The following is a 20,079-nucleotide window of genomic DNA, read 5'->3' on the forward strand; positions in this document are numbered from 1 at the left end:
AGCCCGACATTTAGAGGCGGAAAAGCGACATGGGTCGCTTAAAGCATCGCCGGAACGACCTGATCGGGCGGGCGGTGGCCGTCGGCAAAGGTCTTGATGTTCAACAGAACCTTTTCGCCCATCTCGACACGGCCTTCGACCGTGGCCGAGCTCATATGCGGCAAGAGCACCACGTTGGGCAGCTCGCGCAGCTCGGTGTTGACGCCAGAGCGGCCTTCGAACACGTCCAGACCGGCACCGGCGATCGAGCCGGCGCGCAGCTGGCGCACCAGGGCGTTCTCGTCGATCACCTCGCCGCGCGACGTGTTCACGATGACCGAGTTCTCTTTCATCATCCGCAGGCGACGCGCATCCATCAGGTGGAAGGTGTCGGGCGTATGCGGGCAGTTGATCGAGATGACATCCATGCGCTGGACCATCTCGTCGAGGTCGTCCCAATAGGTGGCGTTGGTCTCGGCCTCGATCTCGGGGCGCAGGCGGCGGCGGTTGTGGTAATGGACCTCAAGGCCAAAGGCCACGGCGCGGCGGGCAACGGCCTGGCCGATGCGGCCCATGCCGATGATGCCCAGACGGCGGCCACCCACACGGTGGCCCAGCATCGCGCCGGGGGCCCAGCCGCCCCATTCGCCCTTTTGCATCACGGCCAGACCTTCGGGAATGCGGCGGGTCACGGCCAGCAGCAGCGCCATGGTCATGTCGGCGGTGTCATCGGTGACAACGCCGGGGGTGTTCGACACCAGAATGCCGCGCTGACGGGCGCTGTGAACGTCGATGTGGTCGACGCCGGCGCCATAGTTGGCGATCAGGCGCAGGCGCTCGCTGGCGCGAGCCAAGAGGCCGGCGTCAATGCGGTCGGTGATGGTGGGCACCAGCACGTCACAGCGCTGCATCGCGTCGGCCAGCTCTTGCTGAGTCATCGGCTCGTCTGTCTCGCGCAGCTCGACATCGAACAGCTCTTTCAGCCGGGCCTCAAAGACCCCGGGCAACCGTCGCGTAACAACAACAGTCAGGCGTTCTGCGGGCATTCACATTCTCCCTGTTCTTTTCAACCCATCTCCGTAGTGGCAAAGTGTCGGAAGATCAGGGGATGCACAAGACCCCGTCACCGACAAAACCCTGCGACAAAGGGAACAAGAGGCATAATGCGGGCAGTTTTTCTGGCAGTTCTGATGACTGCCCTGTCACTGGGCGTGGCAGGGGCGCAGGAACGTGGGTCGGTGACGAACCTGCCAATCCCGCGATACGTGTCGCTGAAGGCCGCCGAAGGCTATGCCCGGCACGGCCCCGGCCAGACCCATCGCATCGACTGGGTCTATAAACACCGCAACCAACCGCTGGAAATCACGGGCGAATATGGCCACTGGCGCCGGGTGCGCGATCAGGACGGCATGGGCGGCTGGATGCATTATTCATTGCTGTCGGGCGTGCGCACCGTGCTGATCGAGGCCGAGATGCAGAACCTGCATCGCAGCCCCAGCGCCGAGTCGCAGGTCGTGGCCCATGCCGAACGCGGCGTGATCGCCTGGCTAGAGCAATGCACGCTGGACTGGTGCCAGGTCAAAGCCGGGCGGGTAAAGGGCTGGGTGCAGAAATCGACCCTGTGGGGCGTGCGCACAGACGAGGTGTTCGAGTAAACGCGCCGCGTTGCCCGGCCGGGCGGCTTGGGCTAGATGGATAGGGCCTAGATCGGAACGCCCCATGTCTGAAAAACCGCATCTGATGAACATGTCCGCCGGGCTGGCCTCGGTCGGGGTCGCCGCGACGCTGGTGGTGCTGAAACTATGGGCGCTGGGCGAGACCCACGCCCTGTCGATCGCGGCCTCGCTGGCCGACAGCGCGATGGATCTGATGATCTCGCTGGGGGGGCTTGCGGCGATCATCTATGCCGCCCGCCCCGCCGATGAAGACCACCATTTCGGGCACAGCTCGGCCGAGGATCTGGCGGCGCTGGGCCAGGCGCTGTTCATCCTTGTTTCGGCCGGCGTGATCTTTTGGGCCGGGCTGCGGCGCATCGTGTCGGACGCGCCCGTGCAGCTGATGTCCGAGGGGCGCGGCATGGTGGTGATGGCCGTGTCGGTGGTGCTGACGCTGGGGCTGGTGCTGTGGCAGCGCCGCGTCGCGGCCCGCACCGGCAGCCGCGTGGTCAAGGCCGATCAGTTGCATTACCTGGGCGACCTGCTGCCCAACCTGGGGGCGATTCTGGCGCTGTGGGCCTCGGCCCAGTTCGGGCTGCAGGGCGTCGACAGCGTGGTCGCGATGGGTGCGGCTGTGATGCTGGGCGTGGGGGCGGTGAATATCGGCTCGGGCGCGTGGCATGCGTTGATGGATCGCTCGGCCGACCCCGAGATCGTCGCCGGCATTGCCGAGATCGCCCGCAACTGGCCCGGCCTTTACGGGTTTCACGACCTGCAGACCCGCACCGCCGGCAGTCAGCTGTTCATCAATCTGCATATCGAGCTGGACGGCAATCAAAGCCTGCACGACGCCCATGCCATCGGCGCCGGGCTGAAACGCGCGCTGATCGAGGCCTATCCGAATGCCCAGGTGATCATTCACAAGGACCCGGTGCGCGACTAGGTGGTCCTAGGCCTGGCGGTTGATCCGCGCCTCGAGCACGTCAAAAGGCACGCCCGGCTGATCCTTGGCGCAGCGGATCACCAGCGAGGTCTTGACGCTGGCCACATTGTCGGCGGCGGTCAGCTGCTCGGTCAGAAAGCTTTGAAAGGTGCTGAGATCGGGGGCCACGCATTTCAGGATGAAATCGACCTCGCCGTTCAGCATGTGACATTCGCGTACAAGGGGCCACCCGCGGCAGCGTGCCTCAAAGGCCGACAGGTCGGCCTCGGCCTGGCTTTGCAGGCCAACCATGGCGAAAACCTGAACCTCAAAGCCCAGCTCGCGCGCATCGACATCGGCGTGATAGCCCTTGATATAGCCGGTTTCCTCCAGCGTACGCACGCGCCGCAGACACGGCGGCGCAGAAATGCCCACGCGCTTGGCCAATTCGACGTTGGTCATCCGGCCATCCGCCTGAAGCTCGGCCAGAATCTTTCTGTCGATCGGATCGAGTTTCGCGCCCGCCATGACTGCCCTCCATTTTCGCGAATAATACGCGCGGGTCAGATGGTGCGCAATAATATTTCGCACTTGAGTAATTTTTTGAACCGCTCTATCGAGGCCGGTCATAGGCGCACAGGGGGCTTTCACCCCGCGCGGCGGGTGTCTATATCCGACATGTCACAATTGAGGGGGCCGATCATGGGCGAGACGAAACACAGCAAGGTTCTGATTATCGGGTCGGGCCCGGCGGGCTATACGGCGGCTGTCTATGCCTCGCGCGCGATGCTGGAACCGGTGCTGATCCAGGGCATTCAGCCGGGCGGCCAGCTGACCATCACCACCGAGGTCGAGAACTGGCCCGGCGAGGTCGAGATCCAGGGCCCCGAGCTGATGATCAAGATGGAAGAGCACGCCCGCTCTGTCGGGACCGAGATCATCGGTGACATCATCACCAGCCTCGACCTGTCGAAACGCCCGTTTACCGCCCATGGCGACAGCGGCACCACCTACACCTGCGACGCGCTGATCCTGGCGACCGGCGCCCAGGCGAAATGGCTGGGCCTGCCCTCTGAAGAGAAATTCAAAGGCTTTGGCGTCTCGGCCTGCGCCACTTGCGACGGGTTCTTCTATCGCGGGCAAGAGGTGGTCGTGGTCGGCGGCGGCAACACGGCCGTCGAAGAGGCGCTGTTCCTGACCAATTTCGCCTCCAAGGTCACGCTGATCCATCGCCGCGACAGCCTGCGGTCGGAAAAGATCCTGCAGGACCGCCTGTTCAAGAACCCCAAGGTCGAGATCCTGTGGAACCACGCCATCGACGAGATCACCGGCGGCGACAATCCGTTGGGGGTCGAGGCCGTGCGCGCCAAGCATGTCGAAACCGGCGAGATCACCGAAGTGCCCTGCAAGGGCTTTTTCGTCGCCATCGGCCATGCCCCGGCATCCGAGTTGGTCAAGGATCAGCTGGAAACCCACATGGGCGGCTATGTCGTGACCAAGCCCGACAGCACCGAAACCAGCATCCCCGGCGTCTTTGCCGCGGGTGACCTGACCGACCACAAATACCGTCAGGCCGTCACCAGTGCCGGCATGGGCTGCATGGCCGCACTCGAGGCCGAGCGCTGGCTGGCCGAAAACGAATAATTCCCGCGAAAGCGACTCTGGCCCCTGTTTGTCGGGGCCGGAGTTTTGATTGCCGAAGCTTTTCGAAACAATTTTCCCGAAAACGCTGGCTTTAGCGTTCATTTCGCCGCAGTTGCAAAATAAACGTCGCCGAAGGTTGATATTCCGGCCCAAACGGCGTTACCCAGCGCCGAAACCGCCCCTTCTTATTCCGAGTGACGATATGCCCATAAACAATAATCTCGCCCCGATCACAGAGCTTTACGTGAGCCATGAAAGCGCGCTGAAGCTGAAAGACGAAGCCGGCAACCTGCCCAGCTGGGATCTGACCCCGCGCCAGATCTGCGATCTGGAACTGCTGATGAATGGCGGGTTCAACCCGCTCAAGGGGTTCCTGGGCGAAGAAGATTACAACGGCGTTGTCGAGAACATGCGCCTGGCCGACGGCTCGCTGTGGCCGATGCCGATCACGCTGGACGTGTCCGAGAAATTCGCCGAGGGCCTCGAACCGGGCCAGGACATCGCGCTGCGCGACCAGGAAGGCGTGATCCTGGCGATCATGAGCGTCACCGACCGCTGGACGCCCAACAAGGCCCGCGAGGCCGAAAAGGTATTCGGCGCCGATGATCAGGCCCACCCGGCCGTCAACTACCTGCACAACGTCGCCGGCCCCGTCTATCTGGGCGGCCCGATCACCGGCATCCAGCAGCCCGTGCATTATGATTTCAAGGCCCGCCGCGACACCCCGAACGAGCTGCGCGCCTATTTCCGCAAGCTGGGCTGGCGCAAGGTCGTGGCCTTCCAGACCCGCAACCCGCTGCACCGCGCCCACCAGGAGCTGACCTTCCGCGCCGCACGTGAGGCCCAGGCCAACCTGCTGATCCATCCGGTTGTCGGCATGACCAAGCCGGGCGATGTCGATCACTTTACCCGCGTGCGCTGCTACGAGGCCGTGCTGGACAAATACCCGCAATCGACCACCACCATGTCGCTCTTGAACCTGGCGATGCGCATGGCCGGCCCGCGCGAGGCTGTGTGGCACGGTCTGATCCGCAAGAACCACGGCTGCACCCATTTCATCGTCGGCCGCGACCACGCCGGCCCCGGCAAGAACAGCGCCGGTGACGATTTCTATGGCCCCTATGATGCGCAGGACCTGTTCCGCCAGCATCAAGAGGAAATGGGCATCGAGATGGTCGACTTCAAACACATGGTCTATGTGCAGGAACGCGCCCAGTACGAACCCAATGACGAGATCGCGGACAAGGACAATGTCACGATCCTGAACATCTCGGGTACCGAGCTGCGCCGCCGTCTGCGCGAAGGTCTGGAGATCCCGGAATGGTTCTCGTTCCCCGAAGTGGTGAAAGAACTGCGCCGCACCTCGCCGCCGCGCTCGCAGCAGGGCTTTACCGTGTTCTTCACCGGTTTCTCGGGCTCGGGCAAATCGACCATCGCCAACGCGCTGATGGTCAAGCTGATGGAGATGGGCGGCCGCCCGGTGACGCTGCTGGACGGTGACATCGTGCGCAAGAACCTGTCGTCCGAGCTGGGCTTCAGCAAGGAACACCGCGACCTGAACATCCGCCGCATTGGTTACGTGGCCAGCGAGATCACCAAGAATGGCGGCATCGCCATCTGCGCCCCGATCGCGCCCTATGCCACCACCCGCCGCGCGGTTCGCGAAGACATCGAACAGTATGGCGCCTTTGTCGAAGTGCATATCGCCACCACGATCGAGGAATGCGAACGCCGTGACCGCAAGGGCCTGTATAAACTGGCGCGCGAAGGCAAGATCAAGGAATTCACCGGCATCTCTGACCCCTATGATGTGCCTTTGAACCCCGAGCTGCGCCTCGAGACCGAAAGCACCGATGTCGACCATTGCGCGCATCAGGTTCTGCTGAAGCTGGAATCGCTGGGTCTGATCGGCCTGCAATAAGGCCCGCCCCCGAAACGACAAAGGCCCCGGCGATTGCCGGGGCCTTTTGCATTTCTGGCGTCTGTTGTCAGTGCACGGTCACGGGCGACAGGTCGTTCTGTCGCGCCAGGATGAAGGCCAGCGTCCGGTCGCGCACCAGCGCCAGGCGCTCGCCGTTCGAATCATGCACGGCGTAAAGTTCTTCCATGCCCTGGGCCTGTTCCTGCACCTCTTCGGGCAGGTCGGCCACAGCCACCGGGCGCACATAGACGATCCGGTCGCCGTCATCGGGCAGGAACTCGTATTTCGTGTTCATCGCGTTTCCCCTTTGCCTGTCAGGCCTTGTTGATGCGGATCGTCTGCACCACCGTTTGAGGGTCGGTGCGGCTGAGATCGACATGCAACAGCCCGTTCTCCATGGTCGCGCCGGCGACCTCGACCCCATCGGCCAGCACAAAGCTGCGCTGGAACTGCCGCGCGGCGATGCCACGGTGCAGAAAGACGCGGGTCTCGTCCTCGTCGGCCTGACGGCCGCGAATGACCAGTTGCCGGTCTTCGACGGTGATCGACAGATCCTGCTCGCGGAACCCCGCCACGGCCAGCGTGATGCGGTATCCGCGCTCGGATGTCTGTTCGATGTTGAACGGGGGATAGCCTTCGTTGCCAGATTTCGCGTTGCGCTCCAGCAGGCGTTCAAGCTGCTCGAAACCCAGCATGTAGGGGTGCGAGCCAAGGGTCAGTTTCGTCATCTCCGCAAGTCCTTGAGTAAGCGACCTGAATTCCACGGTCCCGTTCAACGGCGACCTTGATGGAAATATGGGAACCCGCCCGCCGATGCGCAAGGGCGCTCTTCCCGAATGGCCCCCGAGTGACTATGTTACGGGTCAGAGGCACCTGATTCAGCCGAGCACATATGAACATCGCCAGCGAGATGAACACCGAAGAAGTCCTGCGGCTAAAGCTGGAGGTTCTCAAGCGCGAGCATCGCGATCTTGACGAGGCCATTCGTGCGCTCGAGGAAAAGGGCGGCGTGGCCGATCAGTTCACCGTGCGGCGGCTGAAAAAGCAGAAACTGACACTGAAAGATCGCATTGCCGCGCTCGAAGACCAGCTGACCCCCGACATCATTGCGTAAGCCCGCGTTCCCGCTATAGTGCCGCCTCCAAACAAGCGAGGGCAGCATGAGCGACGTCAAAGTGGGCATCATCATGGGCAGTCAATCGGACTGGCCGACCATGAAACTGGCCGCCGATATTCTGGATGAACTGGGCATCGCCTATGAGGCCAAGATCGTCTCGGCCCACCGCACCCCCGACCGTTTGTGGAGCTATGGAAAAACCGCCGTCGACCGCGGCTTGCAGGTGATCATCGCCGGTGCTGGTGGCGCCGCGCATCTGCCCGGCATGATGGCCAGCAAGACCCGCGTGCCGGTGATCGGCGTTCCCGTGCAAACCAAGGCCCTGTCGGGTGTCGACAGTCTCTATTCCATCGTGCAGATGCCCAAGGGCTTTCCGGTGGCGACCATGGCCATCGGGGCTGCGGGCGCGTCGAATGCCGGGCTGATGGCCGCGGGCATTCTGGCGATCAACGACCCGGCGCTGGCCGCGCGGCTGGATGCCTGGCGCGACGCCCTGTCAGCCTCTATCCCGGACGAGCCCAGCGATGACTGAGATGCTGCAAACCGGCGCAACAATCGGCATTCTGGGCGGCGGCCAGCTGGGCCGGATGCTGTCGGTCGCGGCCTCGCGGCTGGGGTTCAAATGCCACATCTATGAACCGGGCGCCAACCCGCCCGCCGCCGATGTGGCCCATGCCGTTACCACCGCCCCCTATGATGACCACGACGCCCTGCGCGCCTTTGCCGCCGCCGTCGATGTCATCACATATGAATTCGAGAACATCCCGACCTCGGCGCTGGACGTGCTGGAATCGATCCGCCCGATCCGCCCCGGCCGCGAGGCGCTGCGCGTCAGCCAGGACCGGCTGACCGAAAAGGAATTCCTGGCCGGGCTGGGCCTGAAAACCGCGCCCTTTGCCGCCGTTGATACGCGCGATGACCTAACCGCCGCATTGGCCAGTGTCGGCGCGCCCGGCATTCTGAAAACCCGCCGCTTTGGCTATGACGGCAAGGGCCAGGCGCGGATCATGTCGCCCGATCAGGCCGATGCCGCCTTTGACGCCATGGCCGGTGCGCCCTCGATCCTGGAAGGGTTCGTCGAGTTCAGCCACGAGGTGTCGGTGATCGCCGCGCGCGGCGTCACCGGAGAGGTCGCCTGTTTCGACCCGGGCGAGAACGTCCACAAAGACGGCATCCTGCACACCACCACCCTGCCCGCCAATCTGACCGGCGCCCAGCGCACCGATGCGGTGCTGCTGGCCGGGCGCATCCTGAACGCGCTGGATTATGTTGGCGTGATGGGGGTCGAGCTGTTCGTGACCCGCGCGGGGCTGATCGTGAACGAGATCGCACCGCGTGTGCACAACTCGGGCCACTGGACGCAAGACGGCTGCATGATCGACCAGTTCGAACAGCATATCCGCGCCGTGGTGGGCTGGCCGCTGGGCGACGGATCGCGGCACTCGGATATCCAGATGCTGAACCTGATCGGCGATGACATGGGCCTGGTGCCCGATCTGGCGCGCGATCCGGCCGTGGGGCTGCATCTCTATGGCAAGGCCGATGTCAAACCGGGCCGCAAGATGGGCCACGCCAACCGGCGCCTTGGCCCGGCGCGCGGCTAACGCCGCATCAGCGACACGCCCACCCCGCCCAGCACCAACGCGGCGGCGATGACGAACCGCGTGGTCAGCGGCTCGGCCAGAAAGGCCATGCCGCCGGCCATGGCGATGATCGGCACGGTCAGCTGCGCCACCGCCGCGCGCGAGGCGCCCAGTGACGGCAGAATCGCATACCACAGCGCATAGCCCATCCCCGAGGTGATCGCGCCCGAGGCCACCGCCAGCGCCATGCCCTGGGCGCTGACCTGATCGGGGCGCAGGGCAAAGACGATCACCGCCAGTGGTGCGGCCAGCAGGAAATTCGCCGCGGTCGATTGCAGCGGGTCGGCCGCGCCACGACCAACCAGCGAATAGATGCCCCAGCCCAGCGCCGCCGCCGCCATCAGCAGCGCAGGCACCAGCGGCGGGGCCGACACGCCTGCCGGCCACAGCAGCCACGCCAGCCCGGCAAATGCCACGCCCGCGCCCAGCCAGCGCAGGGGCGGCACCTCGTCACCTCCGATCACCGCGCCCGCGAACATCGTCACCTGCACGCCGCCGAACAGCAGCAACGCGCCCAGCCCGGCGGGCAGGCTGACATAGGCAAAGGAAAACCCCAGCATATAGAGGGTCAGCGACAGCACTCCGGTGGCGCGTCCCGGCCCAAACAGGCCCATGCCGCCGCGCCGCGAGGTCAGCACCAGCACGGCCAGCATCACTGCCCCCGCCCCCAACCGGATCGCCGCAAAGGCCGCTGGCCCCATGGCGCCGTCAGTTAGCGCCAGCCGGTTCAGAACCGAGTTGGCGGCAAAGGCGATCATGGTCAGAATGGTCAGCAGGATCAGGCGCATGGCGCCACCCTGCCTTGTTCCCCGCATCCGCGCAATCGGTGATCGCTAGGGCAGGATCACGCCCACGGCATCGGCATAGCCCATCGCGGGGTCGAAATGGCCGGTCTCGATAAAGGTGATCACCTGCGCGATCACCAGCGGGTTGTTGGCCATATAGGTATGCGTGACCGGCAGCGCGATATGGGCCTGCATCCCCGCCACGCGGGTCGAGGCGACCGAGACCTTGCCGTCATCGGGTCCGGGGATCATCTGCGAATAGGCCGGGTTCAGGCTGCGATAGCCGGCGATCACGCCCAGCGGAAACGCGACGTCGGGCAGCCGGTTCGGCACGGCGCCGGGGCCGGTGCCCAGCTGCATCCCCGCCGGGCCGTTGACCACCTGGAACAGCCGCCAGGCGCCCATCTTGTCGACCAGCTCCGACCCGTGATTGGGCGGGCCCAGCATCACCGCGCGGCCCATCCGGTCGAACTCGGCACCTGCCAGCCATTGCCGCAGCAGGATGCCCCCCATCGAATGGGTCACGAAATGCACCTTGCCGGGCGGGCAGCTTTCCACCGCCTTGGGCAACAGCGCGGCCAGATCGGCGATCGGGGCGCTGGTCGAGGGATAGCCCACGCGCCGCACATCATAGCCGCGCGCCTTGACCGCCTCGGCCATCACCGCGAATGACCCGGTCGAGCGCGCCAGCCCGTGCACCATTACCACGCAGTCGGCCCACAGGGCCGACGGCACCAGCATCAGGACAAGGGTCGCAATCCACCGCATCCCGCCGATATAGGCATGGCTTTGCCATAGTGCGAGGTCGGGCTTTCCTGACCCGCCGCGCAGGGCTAGGATGCGCGTCATGACCTCGCGTAGCCCCCGACTAGCCGCCCGAGCCCTGATCGTGCATGACGACCGGGTGTTGCTGGTCAATGCCTTTCCCAATGGCAAAAGCGATCTGTGGTGCGCACCCGGCGGCGGGGTCGAGCGCGGCCAGTCGATTCCCGACAATCTGATGCGCGAGGTGCATGAGGAAACCGGGCTGACGATCACCGTGGGCGCGCTGGTTCTGGTCAATGAATTTCACGATCCCAAAAGCGGCTTTCACCAGGTCGAGCTGTTCTTTCGCTGCGGCCTGGTTGGCGGCACGGTCGATCATCGCTGGACCGATCCGGCCGGCGTGGTGACCGACCGGCAGTTCTTTAGCCGCGCCGGGCTGAACACGATCCGCTACAAGCCCGACAGCCTGCCGCGGGTGGTGTTCGAGTGGGACGGCTGCACCAGCTATGACCCGCTGGAACGGCTGGTGATGTAACCGGCCACGAAAAAGGGGGCCCGAAGGCCCCCTTTCCCAAGTCTTGTGCCGGGTGGCTTACATCATGCCGCCCATGCCGCCCATGTCGGGCATGCCGCCACCGGCGGCGCCTTCTTTTTGCGGCTTGTCGGCAACCATGGCCTCGGTGGTGATCAGCAGACCGGCAACCGAAGACGCATCCTCCAGCGCGGTGCGGGTCACCTTGGCCGGGTCGATCACGCCGAATTTGAACATGTCGCCATATTCTTCGGTCTGAGCGTTGAAGCCAAAGGTCAGGTCGGTCGATTCACGCACCTTGCCGGCAACCACGGCACCGTCAACGCCGGCGTTCTCGGCGATCTGGCGCAGCGGGGCCTCGAGGGCACGGCGCACGATGGCGATACCGGCGTCCTGGTCGGCGTTGGCACCGGTCAGGCCATCCAGCGATTTGCCGGCCTGCACCAGGGCAACACCACCGCCGACGATCACGCCTTCCTGCACGGCAGCGCGGGTGGCGTTCAGAGCGTCATCGACGCGGTCCTTGCGCTCTTTCACTTCGACTTCGGTCATGCCGCCAACGCGGATGACGGCCACACCGCCAGCCAGCTTGGCCACGCGTTCCTGCAGCTTTTCACGGTCGTAGTCCGAGGTGGTTTCCTCGATCTGGGTGCGGATCTGGGCGACACGCGCCTGGATCTCGGCTTTCTCGCCAGCACCGTCAACGATGGTGGTTTCCTCTTTCGAGATGGCCACTTTCTTGGCCGAACCCAGCATGTCGATGGTGACGTTTTCCAGCTTCATGCCCAGGTCTTCGCTGATCACCTGACCGCCGGTCAGGATAGCGATGTCCTGCAGCATGGCCTTGCGGCGATCGCCAAAGCCGGGGGCCTTGACGGCAGCGATCTTGAGACCGCCGCGCAGCTTGTTCACGACCAGGGTGGCCAGGGCTTCGCCTTCGACATCCTCGGCAATGATCAGCAGCGGCTTCTGCGACTGGATCACCGATTCCAGCAGCGGAACCATCGGCTGCAGCGACGACAGTTTCTTTTCGTGCAGCAGGATGATGCAGTCTTCCAGCTCGGCGATCATCTTGTCGGGGTTGGTGACGAAATAGGGCGACAGGTAGCCACGGTCGAACTGCATGCCTTCGACGACGGTGGTCTCGGTTTCCAGACCCTTGTTTTCCTCGACGGTGATCACGCCTTCGTTGCCGACTTTCTGCATCGCATCGGCGATCTGACGGCCGATTTCGGATTCGCCGTTGGCCGAGATGGTGCCGACCTGGGCAACTTCGTCGCTGTCGGTGACGGGGCGGGCAGCGGCCTTGATGGCCTCGACGACCTTGGCGGTGGCCAGGTCGATGCCGCGCTTGAGATCCATCGGGTTCATGCCAGCGGCAACCGATTTCATGCCTTCCTTGACGATGGCCTGGGCCAGTACGGTGGCGGTGGTGGTGCCGTCGCCGGCCTCGTCATTGGTGCGCGAGGCGACTTCTTTCACCATCTGCGCGCCCATGTTTTCGAACTTGTCTTCCAGTTCGATTTCCTTGGCAACCGACACACCGTCCTTGGTGATGCGCGGGGCACCGAACGATTTGTCGATGACAACGTTGCGGCCTTTGGGGCCGAGGGTCACCTTGACGGCATCCGCAAGGATGTTCACGCCTTTCAGCATGCGGTTGCGGGCATCGGTGTTGAACTTGACGTCCTTAGCAGCCATTTGCTTGCTCCTGAACTAAATTGGAATTTCGTGAAAAGGCGGCTGTCTTACGACAGGATGCCCATGATGTCGGACTCTTTCATCATCAGCAGCTCTTTGCCGTCGATGGTGACTTCCTGACCGTTCCATTTGCCGAACAGCACGCGGTCGCCAACTTTCACGTCCATGGCGATGCGGTCGCCGTCTTCATCCTTGGCGCCGGCGCCAACGGCCACGATCACGCCCTCGGCGGGCTTTTCTTTGGCGCTATCGGGGATGATCAGACCACCCGAGGTTTTTTCGTTGCTCTCAACGCGCTCGACCAGCACGCGGTCGTGAAGCGGAGTGAATGCCATTTCTGAACGCTCCTTGGTTCATGTTAATCCCTGATTAGCACTCATCCTTATCGAGTGCTAACGGAGCGTAGTTAAGGGTGGCCCATGGGTGAGTCAACAGTGCCCCCCGGAAAAAATTCCGGCAAATTTCCGGGGCGCCGGAATGCTGCACAGCAGCATTTTCTGCCGTGTTTTCAGGGGCTCTGTTCAAGCATTGCCAAAGTGTCGGAATAGACGCCCAAAGCCTCGGTGCCCTTGGGGGTCAGGTCATAGATGCCGGGGCTGATCCGGTGGAACCAGCCATAGTGATCGGTCGCCATGATCCGCGTGGCATTGGGCACTTCGCAGGCGCGGGCCACATGCGCGCCCTTGGTCGGGCCGTTCGCCCGCAGATGCGCGGCACAGCGCAGCGCATCCTGGCGATAGGCGGTCACCAGCTTGGCGCGGGTCATGCCGCCGGTATTGGGGTCACCCACCCTGCGGGCGAACTCGCGCAGCATCAGCTGCTGGTGCGCCACCGATTTGCGCGGCTGGTAGGGCGCGGGGTCGAGATGGGGCTCGACCAGCCCGTCGCGCAGCCGCACCGTCAGCAGACCCAGGCCCAGGCGCCGGCACATCGCGCGGTTCTCGGCCAGCGACCGGGAATAGCGGCGCCCGGTGCCGCGCGGCACCGCGATATAGACCAGATCGGAAATCGCCTGCCGGGCCACGGCCTGGTGAAACAGGCTGAGGGTAAAGCCGGTTTTCATCTCGACGATGACCGGCTCTTCGTCGCCGCGACAGGCCACCAGATCGGCGGCGGCGACCTCGGCCTTGACCTCATAGCCCTGCGCCACAAGGAACGCCTTGAGCGGCGCGTAGAGGTCTGTTTCGCGGGGTTTGCTCATGTCACCACTATTTCGCGCCCTGCCCCGCCGCGCAAGGCGCTCGATTTTCGCGGCAGTGCAGCATTTGCACCACATCTGTCAGCGCTAGCGTGCGTGACAACCGCGCCCGCGCCGCCTATAAGAACGCCGAAATCGACACATAACCGGACAATCATCATGACCATCCAAGTATTCGGCCACAAATCCCCCGACACCGACTCGACCGGCTCGCCCATCGTCTGGGCCTGGTATCTGACCGAGGTGAAAGGCACCCCCGCCGAAGCCAAGCTGCTGGGCGAACCCAACACCGAGGCCGCCTTTGTTCTGGAACGCTGGAACCTGGACAAGCCCGAGATCATCAGCGGCGTCGAGGCCGGCGCCCCGGTCGTGATCGTTGACACCAACAACCCCGCCGAGTTGCCCGACGCCATCAACGACGCCGACATCCAGGCGATCATCGACCACCACAAGCTGGTCGGCGGCCTGGAAACCAAGGGCCCGATCGACATCACCATCCGTCCGCTGGCCTGCACCGCCACCATCATGGTCGACCTGATGGGCGACGACGCCGCCAAGATGCCCGACGCCATCAAGGGCGCCGCTCTGTCCTGCATCATCTCGGACACGCTGGAATTCCGCTCGCCCACCACCACCGACCGTGACCGCGAAGTCGTGGCCGCGCTGGCCGCCGATCTGGGCGTGAACGTCGCCGACTATGCCGCCGAGCTGTTCGCCGCCAAGTCGGACGTGTCGGCCTTTTCGGATGCCGAGCTGATCCGCATGGATTCGAAGGAATACGAAGTGGGCGGCAAGAAATTCCGCGTCTCGGTTCTGGAAACCACCGCGCCGCAGATCCCGCTGGACCGCAAAGCCAGCCTGATGGAAAGCTTCAAGACCGTCGCCGCCGAAGATGGCGTGGACGAGGTGCTGCTGTTCGTCGTCGACATCATCAAGGAAGAGGCCACCCTGCTGGTGCCCAACGACCTGGTGAAAACCGTGGCCGAGAAATCGTTTGGCGCGACTGTCAGCGGCGACACCGTTGTCCTGCCCGGCATCATGTCGCGCAAAAAGCAGATCATTCCGAACCTGACTCTCTGATCCGGGTCTGACCATGTTTTAGGCGCGCCCGATCGGGCGCGCCTTTTTTCTTACGAGTATCATATGAATATCATGCTCTGGCCGCTGGCCCTGCTTGGTGTCAATCTCTGGTCGTTCGTGCTGTTCGCATGGGACAAACACCAGGCCCGTCAGCGCGGATGGCGCGTGTCGGAAACCACCTTCCTGACGCTGGCCGCTTGCGGGGGCTGGCCCGCACTAAAGCTGGGCCAGCGGATGATCCGCCACAAGACCCGCAAACAGCCCTTTGGGTGGATGCTGAACACCATGATCGGGGTGAACCTGTTTCTGGCACTGATGCTGTGGCTGCTGGTGACGTTCGGAGGTGGGCTGCCTATTCCCGACCTCACCCCCTCTGCCCCGGACAGAGGTACAACACCCCGGTTTTTCAAAAGCGTCGGCGGCTAAAGGCGCGCCCGGGCCGGATGTTTCCGCCTCGGCCATATTTGCCATGGCTTGGCGTCCCCGGGAATGGCATACGGAGAGCAACAAGCGACTGTCGAAAGGCCCTGACATGACCCAGATCATCAACGCCCTGTCCGATATCTCTGCCCCCTACGAGGCATTGTTTGTCGATCTGTGGGGCTGTGTGCATGATGGGCGCCGCCCCTTTGCCGAGGCGGTCGAGGCGCTTAAGGCCTATCGTGCCAAGGGCGGTATCGTGGTGCTGGTCACCAACTCTCCGCGCCATCGCGGTGCGGTCGAAAAGCAGTTGGACATGATCGGCGTCGACCGCGGCGCCTGGGATACGATCGCCACCTCGGGCGACAGCGCACGCGCCGCGATGTTTCGGGGCGTGGTCGGGAATAAGGTCTATTTCATCGGCGACCCGACCGAGACCAGCTTTTTCGACCCGATCCAGATCATCGAGAACCCTGCCCAGATCACCCGCGTCGATCTGACCGAGGCCGAGGGCATCGTCTGCACCGGCCCGTTCGATCCGCTGGCCGACCCGCGCGCCGTCGAGCCGCAGTTGCTCTATGCCAAGCAAAAGCGGATGAAACTGCTGTGCGCCAACCCCGATATCGTGGTCGATCGCGGCGAGACCCGCGAATGGTGCGCCGGCGCCATCGCGCAGCTTTACACCGAGATGGGCGGCGAGAGCCTCTATTTCGGCAAGCCGCATCCGCCGATCTATGACCTGGCGCGGCGGCGGCTGTCGCAGATCGCCAAGATCCCCGACGACAGCATCCTGTGCATCGGCGACGGCATCGGCACCGATATTCAGGGCGCGCAGGGCGAGGATCTGGATTGCCTGTTCATCACCGGCGGCCTGGCGGCAGAGGACACCCGCACCCGCGACGGGCAGCCCGACCCGCAGGCGCTGGAGGCCTATCTGGCGGAACGTCAGATCTCGCCGACCTATTCAATCGGGATGCTGCGCTAGGATCGGCCGCGCAACATAGTTGCGCCCTTTTCGCCACATCCGATCAATCATTGCGCGGCGGATTGCCGAGACTGCCGGTTTCGGTTATGCGCTGCGCATCTGCTCAAGAACGGGAACGACCTATGACCACCGATACCATCACCCGCGGCACCATCTATCTCGAAGACCTCGAGGTCGGGCTGACGCGCTCTTTGTCCAAGGAAGTCACCGACAAGGACATCGAGATGTTCGCCGAGGTTTCCACCGACCGGAACCCGGTGCATCTGGATGACGACTATGCCAATGCCACCATGTTCAAGGGCCGCATCGCCCATGGCATGCTGACCGCTGGGCTGATCTCGGCGGTGATCGGTGAACAGGTGCCGGGCCATGGCACGATCTATCTGGCCCAGTCGCTGCAGTTCAAGGCGCCGGTGCGGCCGGGTGACGTGGTCGTCACCACCGTGACCGTCACCCAGATTGACCCCGCAAAAGGCCGCGTGACCCTTGATTGTCGCTGCGCGGTGGGCGATACGGTCGTCCTGAAGGGCGAGGCACAGGTTCTGGCGCCGCGCCGCAACTAGGCTGACACGCTGCCGGATCCGGCAGGTCGGGGGATGATGAAGACCTTTACCTCCTGGAACGGCTTGAAACCGGCTGATCGCGGCGCCGCTGTCGCGATCGGCAATTTCGACGGTGTGCATCTGGGCCACCAGCGGGTGATCGACATTGCCCGCGCGGCCGCCACGGATGCCGATGCGCCGCTGGGCATCCTGACGTTCGAGCCCCACCCGCGCGAATTCTTTGCCCCCGACGCCCCGCCCTTTCGGCTGATGAATGCCGAGGCCAAGTCGAACCGGCTGGCCAAGCTGGGGGTCGAGCATCTGTATCAGTTCCCCTTTGACGCCCGCATGGCCGCCTTTACCCCCGAGGATTTCGCCCGCGAGGTTCTGGCCGATGGCATGGGCGCCGCGCATGTGGTCGTGGGGGCCGATTTCTGTTTCGGCAAGGGCCGCAAGGGCGCGGTGCGCGACCTGGAACGGTTCGGCGCGCAGATGGGCTTTGGCGTCACGGCCGTCGAGCTGCTGGAAGGCCAGTCGGGCGCGGTGTCCTCCACGGCGATCCGCAACGCGCTGTCGCAGGGCGAGACCCGCGAGGCCGCCGCGATGCTGGGCCATTGGCACCGGATCGAGGGCGAGGTGATCCATGGCGAAAAGCGTGGGCGCGAGCTGGGTTTTCCCACCGCCAACATGTCGATCACCGGCCTGCACCCGCCGCGGTTTGGCGTCTATGCGGTCAAGGTCGATATCCTGACCGGCCCGCAGGCGGGCAGCTATGACGGCGCCGCCTCGATCGGGGTACGGCCGATGTTCGGGCAGAACATGCCCAACTGTGAAACCTTCCTCTTTGATTTCGACGGCGATCTCTACGGCCAGCACCTGTCGGTTGCGCTGGTCGAGTTCCTGCGCCCCGAGATGGCCTTTGACGGGCTGGACGCGCTGATCGCTCAGATGACTGACGACTGCGCCCGCGCCCGCGACATCCTGGCCGCGCTATGAGCCGCGACCCGATCCGCCGCGACGGGCTGCGCGACAGGTTCTGGGAACGGGTGCCGCTGCGCAACCTCACCCCGCGCGAGTGGGAGGCCCTGTGCGACGGCTGCGGCAAATGCTGTCTGAACAAGCTGGAAGACGAGGACACGCGCGAGGTGGTCTTTACCCGCGTGGCCTGCCGGCTGCTGGATGACGACAGCTGTCGCTGCGCCCATTACGAGGTGCGCAAATCCATCGTGCCCGAATGCGTGGTTCTGACGCCCGCCACCCTGCCCGACATCGCCTATTGGATGCCCCGCACCTGCGCCTATCGCCTGCTGCATGAGGGCAAGGCCCTGCAAGACTGGCACCCGCTGATTTCGGGCGACGCGGACAGCGTGCATCGCGCGGGCATTTCGGTGCGCGGCTGGACCGTGCCCGAGATGGATATTCCCGTCGAGGAATGGGAAGATTACGTGATCGAGGACGATCTTTAAGACGCGCCCCGCAGGTGATCGTCGAGATCATTCAGGCGGTCCTGGCCCCAGAACGGTTCTGCCCCATCCACCACATAAAAGGGCGATCCGAACACACCGGCGGCGACGGCATCCTCAAGGTTGCGGGCATAGGTTTCGGCGCCCAGCAACAGGCCCTTGTCGGCCACACCGGCGTCAAACCCCGCCTGTATCAGGCACGCACGGATCACTTGGTCATCGGCGATGTCCTTGTCCTCGGCCCAGCAGGCGCGCAGCACCGCACGCACCAACGCACCGGTATCACCGCCGCCCGCCGCCTGCGCGGCGATGATCGCATAAGAGGCGGGCGCGGCGTTGGTGGGGAAATGCGCGGGCTGCAGGGTCAGCGGCATTGCCAGCCGCGCCGACTGGCGTTGCAGGTCTTTCAGGCGATAGGCGCGCCGGGCCTCGGGGCGCTGGGGCAAGGGCACGCCGCCGCTGCGCGGGAAAAGCGCGCCGATATCGATCGGTTTGTAGGTGATCGTAGCCCCATGCGCGGCGGCAATGGTTTCCATGCGGTCGCCGGCCAGGTAGGCAAAGGGCGACAGGACCGAAAAGTAGTAGTCAATATGGGACATTTTTCCGCCTCGTTCCGGGTCAAGGTTTGCAAGACCGTAACCGGGTGGTAAGCGGTGTCAAACTCACGATTCTGTCACATCCTCTGACATCTGGACCTGCCGCAATGCCCACCATGAACGAACCCAAGCTGATCTCCGGTAACGCCAACCGCCCGCTGGCCACGTCCATCGCGCGCCGCATCTCTATGCATCGCGGCAAGAACATCGACCTGGTCGATGCCCGGGTCGAGCGGTTCAACGACCAGGAGATCTTTGTCGAGGTTTACGAGAACGTGCGCGGCGAAGACATGTTCATCATCCAGTCGACCTCGCGCCCGGCGAATGACAACCTGATGGAACTGCTGATCATCTCGGACGCGATGAAACGCTCGTCCGCTGGTCGCGTCACCGCCGTGATCCCCTATTTCGGCTATGCCCGCCAGGATCGCCGCACCAAGGCCCGCACGCCGATCTCGGCCAAGCTGGTGGCCAACCTGATTGCCGAGGCCGGCATCGAGCGGGTTCTGACCATGGATCTGCACGCCGCCCAGATCCAGGGCTTCTTCGACATCCCCGTCGACAACCTCTATGCCTCTCCGATCTTTGCGCTGGACATCAAGCACCACTTCAAGGGTCAGATGGACGACCTGATGATCGTGTCGCCCGACGTGGGCGGCGTGGCCCGTGCCCGCGAGCTGGCCCAGCGCATCGGCGCGCCGCTGTCGATCGTCGACAAGCGCCGCGAAAAGCCGGGCGAAGTGGCCGAGATGACCGTGATCGGCAATGTCACCGGCAAGAAATGCATCATCGTCGATGACATCTGCGACACCGCCGGCACGCTGTGCAAGGCCGCAGAGGTGCTGATGGATGCCGGCGCGACCGAGGTGCACGCCTATATCTCGCACGGCGTCCTGTCGGGCCCCGCCGTCGAACGCATCAGCAACTCGGTCATGAAAAGCCTGGTCATCACCGACTCGATCGAACCGACCGACGCGATCCTGAACACCCCGAACATCCGCATCGTGCCGACCGCACCGATGTTCGCCCAGGCGATCCTCAACATCTGGCACGGCACCAGCGTGTCGTCGCTGTTCGACACCAATACCCTGGTGCCGATCTACGAGGGGCTCTACCAGGTCAATTCCTGAT

General features: G+C 64.0%; 25 protein-coding genes. 15 read left to right on the top strand and 10 right to left on the bottom strand.

Annotation, left to right across the window (positions count from 1 at the left end):
• Positions 1–38 precede the first annotated feature (38 nt).
• On the bottom strand, positions 39–1,025 hold the full coding sequence (locus OE856_RS09420; protein WP_263715836.1) for a 2-hydroxyacid dehydrogenase: 987 nt from the start codon (positions 1,023–1,025) through the stop codon (positions 39–41).
• A gap of 144 nt (positions 1,026–1,169) precedes the next feature.
• On the opposite strand from OE856_RS09420, the gene OE856_RS09425 reads away from it, so the two are divergent.
• A complete protein-coding gene (locus OE856_RS09425; protein WP_166499719.1) occupies positions 1,170–1,634 on the top strand; it encodes an SH3 domain-containing protein in 465 nt (154 codons plus the stop codon).
• 64 nt (positions 1,635–1,698) lie between these two features.
• Positions 1,699–2,577, top strand: a complete 879-nt coding sequence (locus OE856_RS09430) for a cation diffusion facilitator family transporter (protein ID WP_263715837.1) — start codon at positions 1,699–1,701, stop codon at positions 2,575–2,577.
• Positions 2,578–2,583: 6 nt separating this feature from the next.
• Here OE856_RS09430 and OE856_RS09435 read toward each other — a convergent pair whose 3' ends face one another.
• Positions 2,584–3,084, bottom strand: a complete 501-nt coding sequence (locus tag OE856_RS09435) for an Lrp/AsnC family transcriptional regulator (protein ID WP_263715838.1) — start codon at positions 3,082–3,084, stop codon at positions 2,584–2,586.
• A gap of 174 nt (positions 3,085–3,258) precedes the next feature.
• On the opposite strand from OE856_RS09435, the gene trxB reads away from it, so the two are divergent.
• Both trxB and OE856_RS09445 read left to right on the top strand, forming a co-directional pair.
• Complete coding sequence (gene trxB, locus OE856_RS09440) at positions 3,259–4,200, top strand: thioredoxin-disulfide reductase (RefSeq protein ID WP_263715839.1); 942 nt, start codon at positions 3,259–3,261, stop codon at positions 4,198–4,200.
• Between the two features lie 202 nt (positions 4,201–4,402).
• On the top strand, positions 4,403–6,121 hold the full coding sequence (locus tag OE856_RS09445; protein WP_263715840.1) for a bifunctional sulfate adenylyltransferase/adenylylsulfate kinase: 1,719 nt from the start codon (positions 4,403–4,405) through the stop codon (positions 6,119–6,121).
• A 67-nt stretch (positions 6,122–6,188) separates the two neighbouring features.
• Here OE856_RS09445 and OE856_RS09450 read toward each other — a convergent pair whose 3' ends face one another.
• Complete coding sequence (locus OE856_RS09450; protein WP_263715841.1) at positions 6,189–6,416, bottom strand: DUF1150 domain-containing protein; 228 nt, start codon at positions 6,414–6,416, stop codon at positions 6,189–6,191.
• Positions 6,417–6,435: 19 nt separating this feature from the next.
• Positions 6,436–6,849 (bottom strand): Hsp20 family protein, encoded by a 414-nt coding sequence (locus OE856_RS09455; protein ID WP_263715842.1) that lies wholly within the window; start codon positions 6,847–6,849, stop codon positions 6,436–6,438.
• Between the two features lie 164 nt (positions 6,850–7,013).
• On the opposite strand from OE856_RS09455, the gene OE856_RS09460 reads away from it, so the two are divergent.
• The 3 genes from OE856_RS09460 to OE856_RS09470 are packed head-to-tail and all read left to right on the top strand — an operon-like array spanning position 7,014 to position 8,842.
• On the top strand, positions 7,014–7,235 hold the full coding sequence (locus OE856_RS09460; RefSeq protein ID WP_263715843.1) for a YdcH family protein: 222 nt from the start codon (positions 7,014–7,016) through the stop codon (positions 7,233–7,235).
• 46 nt (positions 7,236–7,281) lie between these two features.
• The gene (gene purE, locus OE856_RS09465) at positions 7,282–7,770 is read left to right on the top strand and encodes a 5-(carboxyamino)imidazole ribonucleotide mutase (RefSeq protein WP_263715844.1); all 489 of its coding nucleotides are present in this window, start codon (positions 7,282–7,284) and stop codon (positions 7,768–7,770) included.
• Positions 7,763–8,842: a 5-(carboxyamino)imidazole ribonucleotide synthase gene (locus OE856_RS09470; protein WP_263715845.1), complete on the top strand. Its 1,080-nt coding sequence runs from the start codon at positions 7,763–7,765 to the stop codon at positions 8,840–8,842. The genes purE and OE856_RS09470 overlap by 8 nt, the downstream gene beginning before the upstream one ends.
• Here the strand turns inward: OE856_RS09470 and OE856_RS09475 are convergent.
• Together OE856_RS09475 and OE856_RS09480 are read right to left on the bottom strand one after the other, a co-directional pair.
• On the bottom strand, positions 8,839–9,669 hold the full coding sequence (locus tag OE856_RS09475) for a DMT family transporter (protein WP_263715846.1): 831 nt from the start codon (positions 9,667–9,669) through the stop codon (positions 8,839–8,841). The genes OE856_RS09470 and OE856_RS09475 overlap by 4 nt on opposite strands.
• Positions 9,670–9,714: 45 nt before the next feature.
• The gene (locus tag OE856_RS09480) at positions 9,715–10,515 is read right to left on the bottom strand and encodes an alpha/beta fold hydrolase (RefSeq protein WP_318527634.1); all 801 of its coding nucleotides are present in this window, start codon (positions 10,513–10,515) and stop codon (positions 9,715–9,717) included.
• Between OE856_RS09480 and OE856_RS09485 the strand changes: the two genes are divergently transcribed.
• Positions 10,514–10,966: an NUDIX domain-containing protein gene (locus OE856_RS09485; RefSeq protein ID WP_263715847.1), complete on the top strand. Its 453-nt coding sequence runs from the start codon at positions 10,514–10,516 to the stop codon at positions 10,964–10,966. The two genes, OE856_RS09480 and OE856_RS09485, sit on opposite strands and share 2 nt — an antisense overlap.
• A 57-nt stretch (positions 10,967–11,023) precedes the next feature.
• On the opposite strand, the gene groL is transcribed toward OE856_RS09485, so the two are convergent.
• From groL to OE856_RS09500, 3 genes are all read right to left on the bottom strand, one after another.
• Positions 11,024–12,664: a chaperonin GroEL gene (gene groL / locus OE856_RS09490; RefSeq protein ID WP_263715848.1), complete on the bottom strand. Its 1,641-nt coding sequence runs from the start codon at positions 12,662–12,664 to the stop codon at positions 11,024–11,026.
• A 47-nt stretch (positions 12,665–12,711) separates the two neighbouring features.
• Positions 12,712–12,999, bottom strand: a complete 288-nt coding sequence (locus OE856_RS09495) for a co-chaperone GroES (protein WP_263715849.1) — start codon at positions 12,997–12,999, stop codon at positions 12,712–12,714.
• 173 nt (positions 13,000–13,172) lie between these two features.
• The gene (locus tag OE856_RS09500) at positions 13,173–13,865 is read right to left on the bottom strand and encodes a DUF2161 domain-containing phosphodiesterase (RefSeq protein ID WP_263715850.1); all 693 of its coding nucleotides are present in this window, start codon (positions 13,863–13,865) and stop codon (positions 13,173–13,175) included.
• Between the two features lie 156 nt (positions 13,866–14,021).
• Between OE856_RS09500 and OE856_RS09505 the strand changes: the two genes are divergently transcribed.
• From OE856_RS09505 to OE856_RS09530, 6 genes are all read left to right on the top strand, one after another.
• Positions 14,022–14,942 (top strand): manganese-dependent inorganic pyrophosphatase, encoded by a 921-nt coding sequence (locus tag OE856_RS09505; RefSeq protein WP_263715851.1) that lies wholly within the window; start codon positions 14,022–14,024, stop codon positions 14,940–14,942.
• A gap of 63 nt (positions 14,943–15,005) precedes the next feature.
• On the top strand, positions 15,006–15,368 hold the full coding sequence (locus OE856_RS09510; RefSeq protein ID WP_263715852.1) for a DUF1294 domain-containing protein: 363 nt from the start codon (positions 15,006–15,008) through the stop codon (positions 15,366–15,368).
• 106 nt (positions 15,369–15,474) lie between these two features.
• Positions 15,475–16,347 carry a TIGR01459 family HAD-type hydrolase gene (locus OE856_RS09515; protein WP_263715853.1) on the top strand — a complete coding sequence of 291 codons (873 nt, stop codon included), beginning with the start codon at positions 15,475–15,477 and terminating at the stop codon, positions 16,345–16,347.
• A gap of 122 nt (positions 16,348–16,469) precedes the next feature.
• Positions 16,470–16,910, top strand: coding sequence for a MaoC family dehydratase (locus OE856_RS09520; RefSeq protein ID WP_263715854.1), 441 nt, complete (start codon positions 16,470–16,472; stop codon positions 16,908–16,910).
• Positions 16,911–16,946: 36 nt separating this feature from the next.
• A complete protein-coding gene (locus tag OE856_RS09525; RefSeq protein ID WP_263715855.1) occupies positions 16,947–17,885 on the top strand; it encodes a bifunctional riboflavin kinase/FAD synthetase in 939 nt (312 codons plus the stop codon).
• A complete protein-coding gene (locus OE856_RS09530; protein ID WP_263715856.1) occupies positions 17,882–18,355 on the top strand; it encodes a YcgN family cysteine cluster protein in 474 nt (157 codons plus the stop codon). Before OE856_RS09525 ends, OE856_RS09530 begins: the two co-directional genes overlap by 4 nt.
• Here OE856_RS09530 and OE856_RS09535 read toward each other — a convergent pair.
• On the bottom strand, positions 18,352–18,951 hold the full coding sequence (locus OE856_RS09535) for a 2-hydroxychromene-2-carboxylate isomerase (protein WP_263715857.1): 600 nt from the start codon (positions 18,949–18,951) through the stop codon (positions 18,352–18,354). The genes OE856_RS09530 and OE856_RS09535 overlap by 4 nt on opposite strands.
• Positions 18,952–19,055: 104 nt before the next feature.
• On the opposite strand from OE856_RS09535, the gene OE856_RS09540 reads away from it, so the two are divergent.
• Positions 19,056–20,078, top strand: a complete 1,023-nt coding sequence (locus tag OE856_RS09540) for a ribose-phosphate pyrophosphokinase (protein WP_263715858.1) — start codon at positions 19,056–19,058, stop codon at positions 20,076–20,078.
• Position 20,079 lies beyond the last annotated feature (1 nt).

Source organism: Actibacterium sp. XHP0104 (assembly GCF_025751515.1).
Lineage (GTDB): Bacteria > Pseudomonadota > Alphaproteobacteria > Rhodobacterales > Rhodobacteraceae > Actibacterium_D.